Origin of the sequence: Collinsella sp. TF06-26, assembly GCF_002232035.1 — a bacterium.
Lineage (GTDB): Bacteria > Actinomycetota > Coriobacteriia > Coriobacteriales > Coriobacteriaceae > Collinsella.
This window is the reverse complement of sequence record NZ_NKXR01000011.1, coordinates 23,701-38,151: the sequence shown is the minus strand read 5'-3', so window position 1 is coordinate 38,151 and position 14,451 is coordinate 23,701. Positions and strand designations below refer to the sequence as shown.

The window sequence follows — 14,451 nt, the reverse complement described above, 5'->3', positions numbered from 1 at the left end:
ATGGCATCTCAAGTTGAGCTCACCCCATGCGGGGCCATGTTTGACATCTTTAAGCGCGCGGCGCATCTGAGCCATATCGAGCTGTGCGGCTTGGTGCTTTCGTCCCGTCCGCTCGCCGACGGCCGCAGCCCGCAGAGCCGGGCCGCCGATCGCTCTTGGGTTTCCCGCTTTATCGTTCGCGCGCCGGTCGGCACGCTTCAGCAGCGCTACTTTGCCGAATACGGTACCTCGGCTGCGCGTATTATGTCGCAACTGGCCCTGCGCCAGCGCAATCCCATGGACTCCACGGCTGTGATCAATATGGTGTGCGGCCCTGCAGGTGAACCGATGGTACGCGCGCTCGAAGAGTGTCACCAGGACACGAATCTCTATCGCAACGCGCTCGATCGCCTGTCCCAGGCGGCGAAACTCATGCCCGCCGAGCGCGCCGAGGCCGTGCTGGTGCTGTTTGTCGCCGTCGGTTGTTCAGCGGATGTGCGGTCCTCGGTGAACTATGCCATCGACTACGCGCACGCGACCTGTGGCGGAGGCACCTCCACGCCGCGTTCGCTTGGCATGTCGATGACCGCAGGCGAGCGCGAACCCGCCCCGGCGCACCCCTTGGGCTTGCTGCGCGTGCAAAACAGTTTTGTCGTGAGCGCCCCGCGCTGGATTCAGCCGAGTGAGCAGGGTGTTGAGATTGGTGCGCTGGCCACTGGTGAGGGCGATATTACCGACGTCGGCGACGATGTCTCGGCCCGCCATGCCCATATCTGGTGCGATGCTCAAAATATCTGGCACGTCGAGGACTTGTCGTCCACCAACGGAACCGTGGTGGTAAACGGGGCCACGCGCGTCTGCATTCAGGTCGAGCCCGGCCGTTCCGCCCAACTCAATCCCGGCGACGAGCTCAAGCTCGGCGAATCCACTACCTACGCCATCCTCTTCGGTGCCCTCTAGCCGGCAGATAGGGACGTTTCTTTTCTGCCGGCACTTGGGGACACTCCTCGGCGCGCCAGAGCCAGTCGCCCGGGGATGGAGGGGCCATTTTGGCCCTTGGCGGTCAGTCGAGGTAAACCTTTACCGCCCGCCTATATTTGCCGCTATTACACTTGACGGCGGGGTACAATAAACCCGCATGCGGATTTTCGTTGCGGGCGCCTCCCATCGCCGGGGCGTGCCCGGGAGCATCCGGCATGCGGCCTTTGCGGCGCTCGGTCATGTGCAAGACGGGTGGCTGGGCCTGTGGAGCGCGTGCAGCCCTCCTCGCCTCGGCATGCCTTCTCTCCACGCCATGCACCTGCTGCCAAGTCCGCCTGCCAGATGATTGGAAGCAACAGCGAAAATCCCATCACGCCAACATCCCGGCGATCGCCGGGGCCTGTATACCTATATGAGAGGAGAGGGGTATATGGCGCGTAAGTTTAAGTCTATGGACGGCAACGAGGCGGCCGCATATGTTTCGTATGCGTACACCGAGGTAGCGGGAATCTATCCCATTACGCCGTCCAGCCCGATGGCCGACCATGTCGACCAGTGGGCGGCCCAGGGTCGCAAGAACATCTTCGGCACCCCGGTCAAGGTCGTCGAGATGGAGTCCGAGGCAGGTGCAGCCGGTACCGTTCACGGTTCGCTGGGCGCCGGTGCTCTGACCACCACCTACACGGCTTCTCAGGGTCTGCTCCTGATGATCCCGAACATGTACAAGATCGCGGGCGAGCAGCTCCCGGGCGTTTTCCACGTCTCCGCGCGTTGCGTCGCTTCGCACGCCCTGAACATCTTTGGCGATCACTCCGACGTCATGGCCTGCCGTCAGACCGGCTTCGCCATGCTCGCCGAGGGCAACGTCCAGGAGGTCATGGACCTCTCGCCGGTGGCTCACCTTGCCGCCATCGAGGGCAAGACCCCGTTCCTTAACTTCTTCGATGGCTTCCGCACCAGCCACGAGATCCAGAAGGTCGCCATGTGGGACTACAAGGATCTTGCCGAGATGTGCGACATGGACGCCGTCCAGGCTTTCCGCGATCACGCGCTCAACCCTGAGCACCCGCATACCCGCGGCAGCCACGAGAACGGCGACATCTTCTTCCAGAACCGCGAGGCCTGCAACAAGGTCTACGACGAGCTTCCCGCCGTCGTCGAGGGCTACATGAAGAAGATCAACGAGAAGCTCGGCACCGATTACGGCCTGTTCAACTACTACGGCGCTCCCGATGCCGATCGCGTCGTCGTGTGCATGGGCTCCTTCTGCGACGTGCTCGAGGAAGTCATCGACTACCTCAACGCTCACGGCGAGAAGGTCGGCCTGGTCAAGGTTCGCCTGTTCCGTCCGTTCTCCATCAAGCACTTTGTCGACGTTCTCCCCGAGACCGTCAAAAAGATTGCCGTCATGGACCGCACCAAGGAGCCGGGTTCCATCGGCGAGCCGCTCTACCAGGACGTCGTCTCCGCTCTCTACGAGGCCGGCAAGACGGGTATCAAGGTCGTCGGCGGCCGTTACGGCCTGGGCAGCAAGGACACGCCTCCCGCGTCCGCGTTCGCTGTCTTCGAGGAGCTCAAGAAGGACGAGCCCAAGCGCGAGTTCACCATCGGCATTGTCGATGACGTGACCAACCTGAGCCTGCCCGAGGCCGAGGATGCGCCCAACACCGCAGCCCCCGGCACCATCGAGTGCAAGTTCTGGGGTCTGGGTGGCGACGGTACCGTCGGCGCCAACAAGAACTCGATCAAGATCATCGGCGACCACACCGACAAGTACGTCCAGGCCTACTTCCAGTACGACTCCAAGAAGACCGGCGGCGTCACCGTCTCGCACCTGCGCTTTGGTGATTCCCCGATCCGTTCGCCGTACTACGTGACCAAGGCCGACTTTGTCGCCTGCCATAACCCCAGCTACATCGTTAAGGGCTTCAAGATGGTCCGCGACGTCAAGCCGGGCGGCACCTTCCTGGTCAACTGCCAGTGGAGCGACGAGGAGTTCGCCGAGCACATGCCCGCCGTGGCCAAGCGCTACATCGCGAACAACAACGTCAACGTCTACCTGATCGACGCTATCGACCTGGCGGCCAAGGTCGGCATGGGCAAGCGCACCAACACGGTGCTCCAGTCCGCCTTCTTCGCGCTGGCCAAGGTCCTGCCCGCCGAGAACGCCCTGCAGTACATGAAGGACGCGGCTACCAAGTCCTACATGAAGAAGGGCCAGGCTATCGTCGACGCCAACCACAAGGCCATCGATGCCGGCGCTACTGCTTTCCGTAAGTTCGAGGTTCCGGCCGACTGGGCTACCGCCGAGGACGCCGCTCCCGTCGAGCTCTCCGAGGAGACCAAGTCCGCCATCGCCCAGCAGGTCAAGAACCTGCTCGAGCCCATCGATCGCATGGATGGCGACAGCCTGCCCGTTTCCGCCTTTGTCGGTTGCGCCGACGGCCAGTTTGAGCTGGGCGCCTCCGCATACGAGAAGCGCGGCGTCGCCGTGGTCGTTCCCCACTGGGACGAGACCAAGTGCATCCAGTGCAACCAGTGCGCCTACGTGTGCCCGCATGCCACCATCCGTCCGTTCGCGATGACCGAGGACGAGGCTGCCGCCGCGCCCGAGGCTACCCGCACGCTCGACGCCATGGGCCCCAAGGCCAAGGGCATGAAGTTCACCATGGCTGTGTCCCCGCTCGACTGCATGGGTTGCACCAACTGCGTCAAGGTCTGCCCCAAGGGCGCCCTCGAGATGGTTCCCACCGAGCAGGAGATGGACCAGCAGCCCGTTTGGGACTACATGGTCGAGAACGTCTCCGAGAAGAAGGAGCTCATCGCGGCCAACGTCAAGGGCAGCCAGTTTAAGCAGCCCTACCTGGAGTTCTCGGGTTCCTGCGCCGGCTGTGCCGAGACCGCCTATGCACGTCTGGTGACCCAGGTCGCCGGCGACCGCATGTTCATTTCCAACGCCACCGGCTGCTCCTCCATTTGGGGTAACCCCGCTGCCACCGCTCCTTACTGCAAGGACAAGGACGGTCACGGCCCGGCGTGGAACAACTCCCTGTTCGAGGACAATGCCGAGCACGGTCTGGGCATGGCCGTTGGCTATGAGGCCGTTCAGCACAAGCTGATCGCCGCTACCCAGGACATCATCGCTGCCGATGGTCCGTCCGATGAGCTCAAGGCCGCCGGTCAGGCTTGGATCGACTCCGTCAACGACGCCGAGGCCTCCAAGACCGCTGCCGCTGCCTACGTTGCCGAGCTCGAGAAGTGCGGCTGCGACGCTTCCAAGGCAATCCTCGCCGACAAGGCTTACCTCACCAAGAAGTCCTTCTGGATCTTCGGCGGCGACGGCTGGGCCTACGACATCGGCTTCGGTGGCCTGGACCACGTCCTGGCTTCCGGCCACAACGTCAACGTCTTCGTCTTCGACACCGAGGTCTACTCCAACACCGGCGGTCAGGCCTCCAAGGCCTCGAACCTGGGCCAGGTCGCTCAGTTCGCCGCTGCCGGTAAGGTGACCAAGAAGAAGTCCCTGGCCGAGATTGCCATGAGCTACGGCTACGTCTACGTGGCGCAGGTCGCCATGGGCGCCAACCCGGCTCAGACCCTCAAGGCCATTCACGAGGCCGAGGCCTACGACGGTCCGTCCCTCATCATCGGCTACAGCCCCTGCGAGATGCACTCCATCAAGAAGGGCGGCATGCAGAACTGCCAGGCCGAGATGAAGAAGGCTGTCGAGTGCGGTTACTGGAACCTCTTCCGCTTCAACCCCGAGGCTGCTGCCGGCAAGAAGTTCTCGCTCGATTCCAAGGAGCCCGCGGGCGGTTATCAGGAGTTCCTGATGAACGAGGCCCGTTACGCTTCGCTGACGCGTTCCTTCCCCGAGCGCGCCGAGGAGCTCTTCAAGGAGAATGAGCAGGCCGCTATGGACCGCTATCAGCACCTGCTGAAGCTCAAGACGGTGTACAACGAGGCCTAGGTCTCCCACCGCAGGATCTGAGGGCTAACCTTCGCGGACGTCCTCGGACATGAAAGAACCCCCGCTGCGCACTACGTGCGGCGGGGGTTCTTTCGTCCTGCGGAGTGTCCGCGAAGGTTAGCCCTCAGATCCTGCTATGACTACGTCCTCGGATTGTGTGGGCGGATGAAGGACGTGGCTGGTGGGGCCTTTTGTTCCCTTCGCTGTTTCGCGGCTTTGGGCATAGGGGGGATTTGGTTATCACTGCCTTCTATCCCTTGCTATTTCGCGCCTTTGGCGCGAAAAGCGCGTTACTTTGGGCATAGAGGGGGACCTGGTTGCGGACCCAGATGGCCTAGAGGGATATGGGTGCAAACGAGAAATCGTTGTTGGGGTCGTCCTTTTCCATAAACTCATCGAGACAGAATGTCATATAGATTGGAACGTAAAGGATCTTGCCCTCTTTGCAAAGGTTTTCGTGGCTCAGCACAACGGCCTCGGGAATTTTGTACTCGCCCACACTCATCAAACGGTCGAGGGCTGCATGCGCTCGAACTTTCTTGCCCGATTTGACTTCGATTGGGACAACATGCCCGCGGGCACCTTCGATTACAAAGTCGACTTCACCGACCTCACGCGTTTGGTAGTACCACGTATCTGCTCCGAGGGCAACGAGTTCCTGTGCGACCACGTTCTCATAGAGGCCGCCGAGGTTGGGGGTTTTCATGTCAAGGTAGACGGCGCGTGCCGTGCTGCCGGGATACCGCGATGCGAGCATACCTGTATCGGACTCGTATAGTTTAAAGGCCGTCGTTTTCTCCGTCCTCTTGAGAGGACTTCGTGCCTCCGTCACCTGGGGGACCATCAATCCAACGCCTGCGTTCACCAGCCATAGGAAATCCTGCTCGTATTTTTGAAGACGAGCTCCCTCGCCTAGAGACGAGACGATAAAGCGATGGGACTCCGCCTCAAGCTGAACGGGAATTTGCTCGAAAATGGAGCGAACGTTAAACGCTCGAGTCGATGCATATTTAGAGATATCGCTTTTGTACTGATCGACTAGCTGAATTTGAAGCTCACGCGTTCTCACGAGCGAATAGCCCGAATCGATATAGTTCTGAACGACCTCCGGCATGCCGCCGCAAACGATATAAGCTCTAAAGTTTTTGAGCATCGCCTCATGAATAAAATTTTCGACGGGACGCCTCTCGACAAGGCAGCTGCGGATGTCTGCAAGCACATTCTCGCTGATGCTGTTTGCCCAACAAAACTCTTCAAAATCCATTGGCCGCATAACAATGTGCTCGACATACCCCACCGGGAAAGAAGAGATCCCCTTAAACTCAGTCCCAAGCATAGACCCCGAGAAGACATAGCTAAAGCGTCCGTCCTCGACCAGCGCCTTCATAAGTGTAACGATCTGCGGATACTCCTGAATCTCATCGACGAAGATAAGCGTGTCTCCTTCAACAAGCGGTGCATCCGCAAGAAGGGCCACACGGTTGATGAAGTCAATGGAGTTCTTAGCGCCAACAAGTACGTCTCTTGCCTCGGCATCAAGTAGCAGATTGACCTCATAATACGAAGCGTAGTTGCTCTTTCCAAACGCGCGAATCGCATAGCTCTTGCCAATCTGACGCGCACCGGTAACAAGCAGGGCCTTATGGGAGTTATTCTTCCAGCTCAAAAGCCTATCAGTGACCTTGCGGCGTAGCATTAAAACACCTCATTGACAAAAATTGGCAAATAGATTTGCCCCTAATCATACAAAAATTGACAAATAGATTTGACCCAAATCATACAAAAATTGGCAAATAGCAAAGCTCACTTAGGCCTCAAAGCCAGCGAACCAGCACGGTACTTTGCGAAAAGGCTGGCGGCGCCGTTGTTGAGGGTGGCCAGGTTGACAGTGGTGCCGTTAGCGTTCTCGGCTGCTTGGGCGCGCAGGAGCGAAAGGGCGTCGGCAGCGTTCATGCAGAAGCCGACGGTAAAGTTCCATACTGCGAACTCGCAGTCGCTTGCCGCGGGGTGAAGCGCGATCGGCTATCCCTTATGTTGGATGAAAAGCCCCATGTTTTTGCAGGGGTGCATACTCGTCAAATTAATGTATAGAATCGCGTATAGTGCGAGTAAGATATTGCGCTGTCCGTTTTGTGTTTAGCAAAGATATAGTTTGCATAATCTGGTCTAATCCCTGCTCTATTTAAATAAAGTTGCACGTAAATGGCGTAGATATGCCTGAACTGGGCTTCTTTACGCTGAGCGGGTAAAATCGACCGTTCGCCGCTTAGGTATTTTCAAAATGAATAAAATGAGCGATAAAGAGAATATAAACCTTAATAAACTCGCGTATCGCACGGACGCGGGTTATTAATGGGTTGTAGGCCTTTTACAGAAAGGATTCCAGCAATGTCTAAGCCTCTTGGCAAGCCCGATCGTATTGTCGTCGCCCTTGGCGGCAACGCCCTCGGCAACAACCCCGTCGAGCAGATCGAGGCCGTGAGCAACACCGCCCACGCTCTCCTCGGTCTCATCGAGCAGGGCAACGAGATCATCATCACCCACGGCAACGGCCCGCAGGTCGGCATGATCCAGAACGCCTTCGCCGCCGCCCACGACGCCATCGGCACCCCCGAGATGCCGCTGCCCGAGTGCGGCGCCATGTCCCAGGGCTACATCGGCTACCACCTGCAGCAGGGCATCGGCCGCGAGATGCACAAGCGCTACAAGCGTTGGCACGCCGCCACCGTCGTCACCCAGATCGAGTGCGACCCCGACGACCCCGCGTTCAAGAACCCGACCAAGCCGATCGGCCCCTTCTACACCGAGGAGCAGGCCAAGGAGTTCATGGCCGAGGACCCCTCCAAGGTCTTCGTCGAGGATTCCGGCCGCGGCTGGCGTCGCGTCGTCGCCTCCCCCGATCCCAAGAAGATCGTCGAGGCTGACTCCATCCTCAACCTGCTCGACAACGAGTTCATCGTCATCGCCTGCGGTGGCGGCGGCATCCCCGTCGTCCGCGACTACGAGAACAAGGGCTGCTACAAGGGCGTTCCCGCCGTCATCGACAAGGACCTGGGCGGCGAGCTGCTGGCCGAGGACTGCGACGCCGACGTCCTGTTCCTGCTGACCGCCGTCGAGCATGTCGCCATCAACTTTGGCAAGCCCAACCAGGAGGAGCTCGAGGACCTCACCGCCGACGAGGCCGAGCGCCTGGCCGACGAGGGCCAGTTCGGCAAGGGTTCCATGGAGCCCAAGGTCCGCGCTGCCATCAAGTTCGCCCGTTCCCGCAAGGGCCGCACCTGCATCATCGGCGCCCTGGACAAGGCCGCCGAGACCATGGCCGGCCTCTCCGGTACCCGCATCCACGAGTAGTCCCTACTCCGTTGCCTCTCTCGTGGGCGCCAGGCAAAGCGCCCACAAACTAGCCTCTCTTCATGAGCCCCGCAGTCCGCTCCGACTGCGGGGCTTTTGCTCATATGACCCAATCCGCTGTCAAGGGCCACAATGGCCCCGCCGACCGCTTGCAATCGGTCGGCGGGGCCTGCCGTTGAACCCGTCCCGGTCCGCCCCCGGCATGTCGTCGACGCCTTCGGCTCAGTCTCATATCCGCGGATACCGTTCTGTCGGCCCGCACTCCATTCCTTCGGCGGGGTTCCCCAAGTCTGTCGGGGCGCATGCGGAGGGCTCCGCGCGCACAGCGAAATAGGGGGTATCCCCGAAGGCCGCCCGGCTCGCCGGGACGGGGGCTATGTCTATTCCGCGCCCTCCCGGCACATCATGCCGAGGGCCCAGAGCCACCTCACGAGCTCGGCCGCGGTGGCCGCGTTGGCCTTCGCCTGGGGCATGCCGCGGGCGAGCATCTCCTCGCGCCGCCGCAGGAGCCGCTCGGACCCCTTCCTCCCGTGCATCCTTATCTCGAGGGGCACGCCCGTGTCCCTCGGCATGAGCTTCGGCTGGTGCCGCGCCGCGGCGTAGCACCATGAGCCCTCGACGGCCAGCTTCCTCACGAGCGCGTTGCCCGCGCCGCTGAGTCCGCCGAGCCGGACGGAGTCGCCGCTCGACCTCTGGCTCGGCGCGAGGCCGAAGTAGGCCGTGACCTGCCTTCCGGAGCGGAACCTCGTGAAGTCGCCGACCTCGGCCGAGAAGGCCGCGGCCAGTGCGAAGGCGCAACCCTTGATCGACTGGAGGGCGGCCACCTCCGCGGCGATCGGGCTGGCATCCACGGCCGCCCTGTACTCGGAGAGCAGGTCCGCCCGGGCCTCCGCCGCGGCCTCGACCTCGTTCCTCAGGGCGGCGAGCGTCCGGACCCCGCCATCGTCCTCCGGCCTGACCTTGTCGAGCCACCTCAGGAAGTCGTAGGTCCAGTACTTCCTCGGGTTGCCGGCGGGCGTGGTGCCGCCGTAGGCGAACCCTCGCTTTGCGAGGAAGGCGAGCAGCCGCTGCTTGGCGGTCGCCAGGCGCGCGGTCGCCTCGTCGTAGGCGCCGGCGAGGTCCCTGATGCCCTCGACCTCGGGGGAGGGGACCCATACGGGGGAGATGTCGTGGGCGAGTATCGCCTTGGCCATCCTGGCGGCGTCGTTCCTGTCGTTCTTGGAGGCCGAGTCGGCGGCCGACCTGGGGATCTTCGAGACCGCGGCGACGACGCACTCGACGCCGAGCCCGGCGAGCTCCCTTTGCGGGGCGAAGCCGAGGTAGCCGCTCTCGTAGGCCGCGAGCGACGGGCCGGGGAACCCGTCCATCCACCCGGCGATCTCGCCCCAGGGGTTGCCGGGAAACCTCCTCGTCACGGCCTCGCCGGTGTCCGCGTCGAGGGCGCAGACGGTGGTCGACCTCAGGTGGACGTCCATCCCGAACGCGGTAGAATACTTTGGCATGGGAGCCTCCCAACCTCGTTGCGGCGCGGCTGCGCCTATGGCGCTTCAACATCATTGTCGCAGCCCCGACCCGCGGTCACGAGCGGGGGCTCCTATCTTTTTAGTGCCCTCGGATTGGGTCATAGTGTCTGTTGAGATGGCTGCAAGTGAGGAGGCGAGTAGTCATTGGGGACAGACTTAAATGAGTAGTCCAAAACGGGTGCAGTTTCCTTTGAGGCCCTCAACCGGAAAATGCATCCCGGAATTTTGCCGAAAAGTGGCTCTCAGTTTCCCAAGCAGGCCGCTAACGGAAAGCGCATCCCGCTATTGAACTTCAAAGCGGGATGCGCCTTCCGTGCCGGCAGTTCCGGGCAGTCTGGGCCACTCATTTAAGTCTGTCCCCAATGAGTGCCCAATGACTAGTAGTAGGCCCACATGGCTTCGATTTCGTTGAGGACCTCCACTACGCCCCAGCGGCGGGCACTACGGCTGGGCGAGTTGGGGTCGTAGACACCGATCTGGTCGGCGTCGTCAATGCCGTAGAGCACGATGTAATGACCTACGTTAGTAAACGTGCCGGGACGCACGGCGGCGATTACGGGAGCACCCGAGCGCAAGGCCTGAGCCATCGAGTCTCGGTCGTTGTAGAGCTGTGCCCCGTTAAGTCCCAGCCGCCATGCGCCGCTCGTCATAAATGACCACTCGGTGGCACCGGTGGGGGCATAGTTGCCCGCTTCGGAAAGCGCGCACATATCCGCCGGTGTCATATCGGTGCGCCCCGTTTTAAAGATGTAGACCATGGTGAGGCAGGTGGGTCCGCAGCCGTTTTGGCGGATAGTGCCGCCGGCGTAGGGCAGCTCCGACCATGCGGGGTCGATCTGGTAGATATGCGGCATGGTGCCGGCACTCCACTGCGAACGCGGGGTCGAAAAAGCAAACGAGTAGCCGGGTGCGACCGGGGCTTTGAGGAGCTTTTCCTCGGCGGTGGGCTCTAGACCGGCAGAGCCATGCGAGGCGCACGACCCCAGATACACAAAGGCAAGACATGCCATGATGGAGCAAAGGACAAGGCAGAGACGATGAATCTGCGGATTGACGGCCCTGACATGTCCCATCGGTCGTGGCTGCTTTGCGCCGCGTCCGCCGCGGGGCTTCGAAAAGAAACGGATGGTGTGATTGTCGGACTTTCGTCGATCGTTTTTCTGCCGCCGATGCACTTCGGCCCGGCGTTGACGGGTGCCCGAGTATGGGCGATCCGCCTGACGCGTGCTGGCATCCTGCGGCATAGAGGACGAGGGGCGATCCTGCGGACGCTGCGGGTTCTGCGGCCCGTCGTTGTCAGAAATACTCCTGGATGTTGGCGTGGTACGCCCGGCAAGGCGAACGTTTCGCTGCCGTTCGCCGTCGTTGTATCCGTATGCCATTTGTACCACCTCGTCTCATGTATAACCCGTTCATCCTACAAAAAAGACGTGCAGCAAATGAGCGCGTGCGACAAAAGTTCGATAAACGGCACGAACAGGGTGGGCTTGGCACCATAAAACGACACCCTCCACGAGTGATCGAATCACGTCATCAAAACGGACGCTCGCAACGAGTGGCGTCCCCCGCCGTTCGTCCCAAAAACGGCGCCGTTCGTTTTGCAGTTCTGCCTTCGGTCGAGCTACAAACGGCGCTGCTGTGCCAAGGCCGTATCTTAAAGCCATGAAATAAAAGCGCGCGGCAAAACAGACCGCGCAAGGGGTGACGCCAAAGAGGCGTCAATAAGGAAAGGAGGGGAACAATGGCGGACAAGAACGCAGAAGTTGCAGTCGAAGGTAACGGCGGCATGAAGAAAACGCTTTCGCTCTGGAACTTCTTCACCATCGGTTTCGGTGCCATCATCGGAACTGGCTGGGTTCTGCAGGTCGGCGACTGGATGGTCGTGGGCGGCGGTCCCGTTCCCGCTATGATCGCATTCCTCTTGGGTGCAATCTTTCTCGTGCCCGTCGGAGCTGTTTTCGGTGAGCTCACGGCTGCTATCCCCATCTCGGGCGGCATCGTCGAGTATGTCGATCGTAGCTTTGGCCGTACGCTGAGCTATATCACCGGTTGGCTCCTGGCCCTGGGCAACGGCATCCTGTGCCCGTGGGAGGCAATCGCTATCTCGACCCTCGTGTCCGAGATGTTCGGCAGCCTGCCCGGTCTTGAGTGGCTGCGTGCCGTCAAGCTCTATACCATCCTGGGCGCCGACGTTTACCTGTTCCCGACGCTGATCGCGCTCGGCTTTGCAGTCTACGTCATCTTCCTCAACTTCCGCGGTGCCAGCTCGGCCGCCAAGCTCCAGGCCTTCCTGACCAAGGCCCTGCTCTGCGGCATGCTGCTCGCCATGGGCGTCTCGCTGTTCACCGGTTCGCCGGAACACGCCATGCCCGTGTTCTCCCAGGTCACCGGCGCTGGTGGCGGCAAGCCCGCTACCGAGGGCACCAGCCTGTTCGCCGGCATCGTGTCGGTCCTGGTTCTGACCCCGTTCTTCTACGCCGGTTTCGACACCATTCCTCAGCAGGCTGAGGAAGCAGCCGAGGGCCTCAACTGGAACAAGTTCGGCAAGATCATCTCCCTGGCCCTGCTGGCCGCAGGCGGCTTCTACATGGTCTGCATCTACTCGTTCGGCACCATCCTCGACTGGCATGAGTTCGTTAAGAGCCCGGTTCCCGCGCTTGCCTGCCTCAAGGGCATCAACATGCTCCTGTACCTGGCCATGCTCGTCATCGCCACGCTTGGACCCATGGGCCCGATGAACTCCTTCTACGGCGCCACGAGCCGCATCATGCTCGCCATGGGCCGAAAGGGCCAGCTGCCCGAGAAGTTCGCCGAGGTCGATCCCAAGTCCGGCGCTCCCAAGATCGCCTGCGTCGTTCTGGGCGTCATCACCGTCGTCGGTCCGTTCCTGGGCAAGAACATGCTCATCCCTCTGACCAACGTGTCGGCCCTCGCCTTCATCTTCTCCTGCGGCATGGTCGCCCTCGCTTGCCTGCGCATGCGCTTCACCGAGCCCGACCTGCCTCGTCCCTACGAGGTGCCCGGCGGCAAGTTTGGCATCTGCCTCGCTGTCGCTGCCTGCGCCGTCATCATCGGGCTGCTCGTGATTCCGTTCTCTCCCGCCTCCCTCAACATGGTGGAGTGGAGCATCGTGATCGGCTGGCTGGCCATTGGCCTGGCTCTTATGGCCTTTACCAATTCCCGCAAAAAGTAGCGCCTAGCCGGGGCGGATCGGGTGCGCGGGATCCTCTCTTCCGCGCACCGAACCCGGCACCACTTGGGTAGCTTTGTGAGGCCTTAACCCAACACGGCCTCGCCCACTATATGGATCCATAAGGAGGAACCATGTCCACTAAGTACGCAATCGTTGGCGGCAAGCTCATCGACGGTACCGGTGCCGAGCCGGTCGAGAACTCCCTCGTTCTCGTCGACGACAACGGCAAGATCGAGTATGCCGGTGCTATGCAGGACCTTCCCGAGGGCGTTGAGGTTATCGACGCCGCCGGCAAGACCGTCCTTCCCGGCCTGATCGACACCCACCTGCACTTCTCGGGCAACCTGACCGACGATGACACCGATTGGGTTATGCAGCCGCTCCTCGAGAAGCAGGCCGTCGCCGTCAAGCAGGCCTACGACTGCCTCACCCACGGCCTCACCACCGTCTGCGAGATCGGCCGCTTTGGTATCCAGATCCGTGACTGCATCGACAAGGGCGTCTTTAAGGGCCCGCGCGTTCTGGCCACCGGACTCGGCTTCTGCCGTGTTGCCGGTCACGGTGACTCCCACCACTGCAGCCAGGAGCTCAACAAGGAATCGCACCCCTGGGGCGATCAGGTCGACGGTCCTTGGGATCTGCGCAAGGCCGTTCGTCGTCGCCTGCGCGAGAACCCCGATGCCATCAAGATCTGGGCTACCGGTGGCGGCATCTGGCGCTGGGACTCCGGTCGCGACCAGCACTATTGCTCCGAGGAGATCCAGGCCGTGGTCGAAGAGGCAAAGATGGTCGGCATCCCCGTGTGGAGCCACTGCTACAACAACCACGCCGCTGCCTACGATTCCGTTCGCTTTGGCTGCGAGCAGCTGATTCACGGCTTCGATATCGATGAGCGCACCATGGACCTCATGGCCGAGCAGGGCACCTTCTTCACCCCGACGATCGCCTTCCTGCCCACCTGGTACGCCACCTATCCGCCCGTCTACGTCCCCGAGCTGCACGACAAGTACGAGGGCACCCTGGTCGAGAAGGAGCTGCAGCGCAACTACGACTGCCTGCGCGAGGCCAAGAAGCGCGGCGTCGTCATGACGATCGGCTCCGACTCCTTCTCCTTCGTCACCCCGTACGGCACCTGCTCCACCGAGGAGATGTACGAGTTCGTCGACAAGATCGGCTTCACTCCGGTCGAGACCATCACCTGCGCCACCCTCAACGGTGCCAAGATGTGCCACATCGAGGACGAGACCGGTTCCATCGAGGCCGGCAAGTGCGCCGACCTGCTGGTTGTCAACGGTGACGTCGCCGCCGACATCCACGTGCTCAACACCGACAACATGGACGTCATCATGAAGGACGGCTGGATCGTCGAGGCCGGCACTTTTGGTGAGGCTAACAAATACAGCGCCTAAGATACCGTTTGTCGATGGCTTGATGTAAAACACAGTTTTTGATTG

The 14,451-nt window shown here is 61.3% G+C and carries 8 protein-coding genes; 5 read left to right on the top strand and 3 right to left on the bottom strand.

What is annotated here, in order from left to right:
- Positions 1-939, top strand: coding sequence for an FHA domain-containing protein (locus tag CHY22_RS07130; protein ID WP_089573254.1), 939 nt, complete (start codon positions 1-3; stop codon positions 937-939).
- 451 nt (positions 940-1,390) lie between these two features.
- Positions 1,391-4,930, top strand: coding sequence for a pyruvate:ferredoxin (flavodoxin) oxidoreductase (gene nifJ / locus CHY22_RS07125; RefSeq protein ID WP_089573253.1), 3,540 nt, complete (start codon positions 1,391-1,393; stop codon positions 4,928-4,930).
- Positions 4,931-5,264: 334 nt separating this feature from the next.
- Here the strand turns inward: nifJ and CHY22_RS07120 are convergent, their stop codons facing one another.
- Positions 5,265-6,626 (bottom strand): ATP-binding protein, encoded by a 1,362-nt coding sequence (locus tag CHY22_RS07120; protein WP_089573252.1) that lies wholly within the window; start codon positions 6,624-6,626, stop codon positions 5,265-5,267.
- A gap of 692 nt (positions 6,627-7,318) precedes the next feature.
- On the opposite strand from CHY22_RS07120, the gene arcC reads away from it, so the two are divergent.
- A complete protein-coding gene (gene arcC, locus CHY22_RS07115; RefSeq protein ID WP_006235166.1) occupies positions 7,319-8,281 on the top strand; it encodes a carbamate kinase in 963 nt (320 codons plus the stop codon).
- A gap of 380 nt (positions 8,282-8,661) precedes the next feature.
- Here the strand turns inward: arcC and CHY22_RS07110 are convergent, their stop codons facing one another.
- Both CHY22_RS07110 and CHY22_RS07105 read right to left on the bottom strand, forming a co-directional pair.
- Positions 8,662-9,783, bottom strand: coding sequence for an IS110 family transposase (locus CHY22_RS07110; protein ID WP_089573251.1), 1,122 nt, complete (start codon positions 9,781-9,783; stop codon positions 8,662-8,664).
- Between the two features lie 398 nt (positions 9,784-10,181).
- The gene (locus CHY22_RS07105; protein ID WP_233502871.1) at positions 10,182-10,877 is read right to left on the bottom strand and encodes a C39 family peptidase; all 696 of its coding nucleotides are present in this window, start codon (positions 10,875-10,877) and stop codon (positions 10,182-10,184) included.
- A 668-nt stretch (positions 10,878-11,545) separates the two neighbouring features.
- On the opposite strand from CHY22_RS07105, the gene CHY22_RS07100 reads away from it, so the two are divergent.
- The gene (locus CHY22_RS07100; protein ID WP_089573250.1) at positions 11,546-12,997 is read left to right on the top strand and encodes an APC family permease; all 1,452 of its coding nucleotides are present in this window, start codon (positions 11,546-11,548) and stop codon (positions 12,995-12,997) included.
- 131 nt (positions 12,998-13,128) lie between these two features.
- Positions 13,129-14,406: an amidohydrolase family protein gene (locus CHY22_RS07095; RefSeq protein WP_089573249.1), complete on the top strand. Its 1,278-nt coding sequence runs from the start codon at positions 13,129-13,131 to the stop codon at positions 14,404-14,406.
- Positions 14,407-14,451 lie beyond the last annotated feature (45 nt).

What these genes read in the sequence shown, in the direction of transcription:
- CHY22_RS07130 (WP_089573254.1), top strand. Translation starts at nt 1, where the DNA reads ATGGCATCTCAAGTTGAGCTCACCCCATGCGGGGCCATGTTTGACATC.
- nifJ (WP_089573253.1), top strand. Translation starts at nt 1,391, where the DNA reads ATGGCGCGTAAGTTTAAGTCTATGGACGGCAACGAGGCGGCCGCATAT.
- CHY22_RS07120 (WP_089573252.1), bottom strand. Translation starts at nt 6,626, where the DNA reads ATGCTACGCCGCAAGGTCACTGATAGGCTTTTGAGCTGGAAGAATAAC.
- arcC (WP_006235166.1), top strand. Translation starts at nt 7,319, where the DNA reads ATGTCTAAGCCTCTTGGCAAGCCCGATCGTATTGTCGTCGCCCTTGGC.
- CHY22_RS07110 (WP_089573251.1), bottom strand. Translation starts at nt 9,783, where the DNA reads ATGCCAAAGTATTCTACCGCGTTCGGGATGGACGTCCACCTGAGGTCG.
- CHY22_RS07105 (WP_233502871.1), bottom strand. Translation starts at nt 10,877, where the DNA reads ATGGGACATGTCAGGGCCGTCAATCCGCAGATTCATCGTCTCTGCCTT.
- CHY22_RS07100 (WP_089573250.1), top strand. Translation starts at nt 11,546, where the DNA reads ATGGCGGACAAGAACGCAGAAGTTGCAGTCGAAGGTAACGGCGGCATG.
- CHY22_RS07095 (WP_089573249.1), top strand. Translation starts at nt 13,129, where the DNA reads ATGTCCACTAAGTACGCAATCGTTGGCGGCAAGCTCATCGACGGTACC.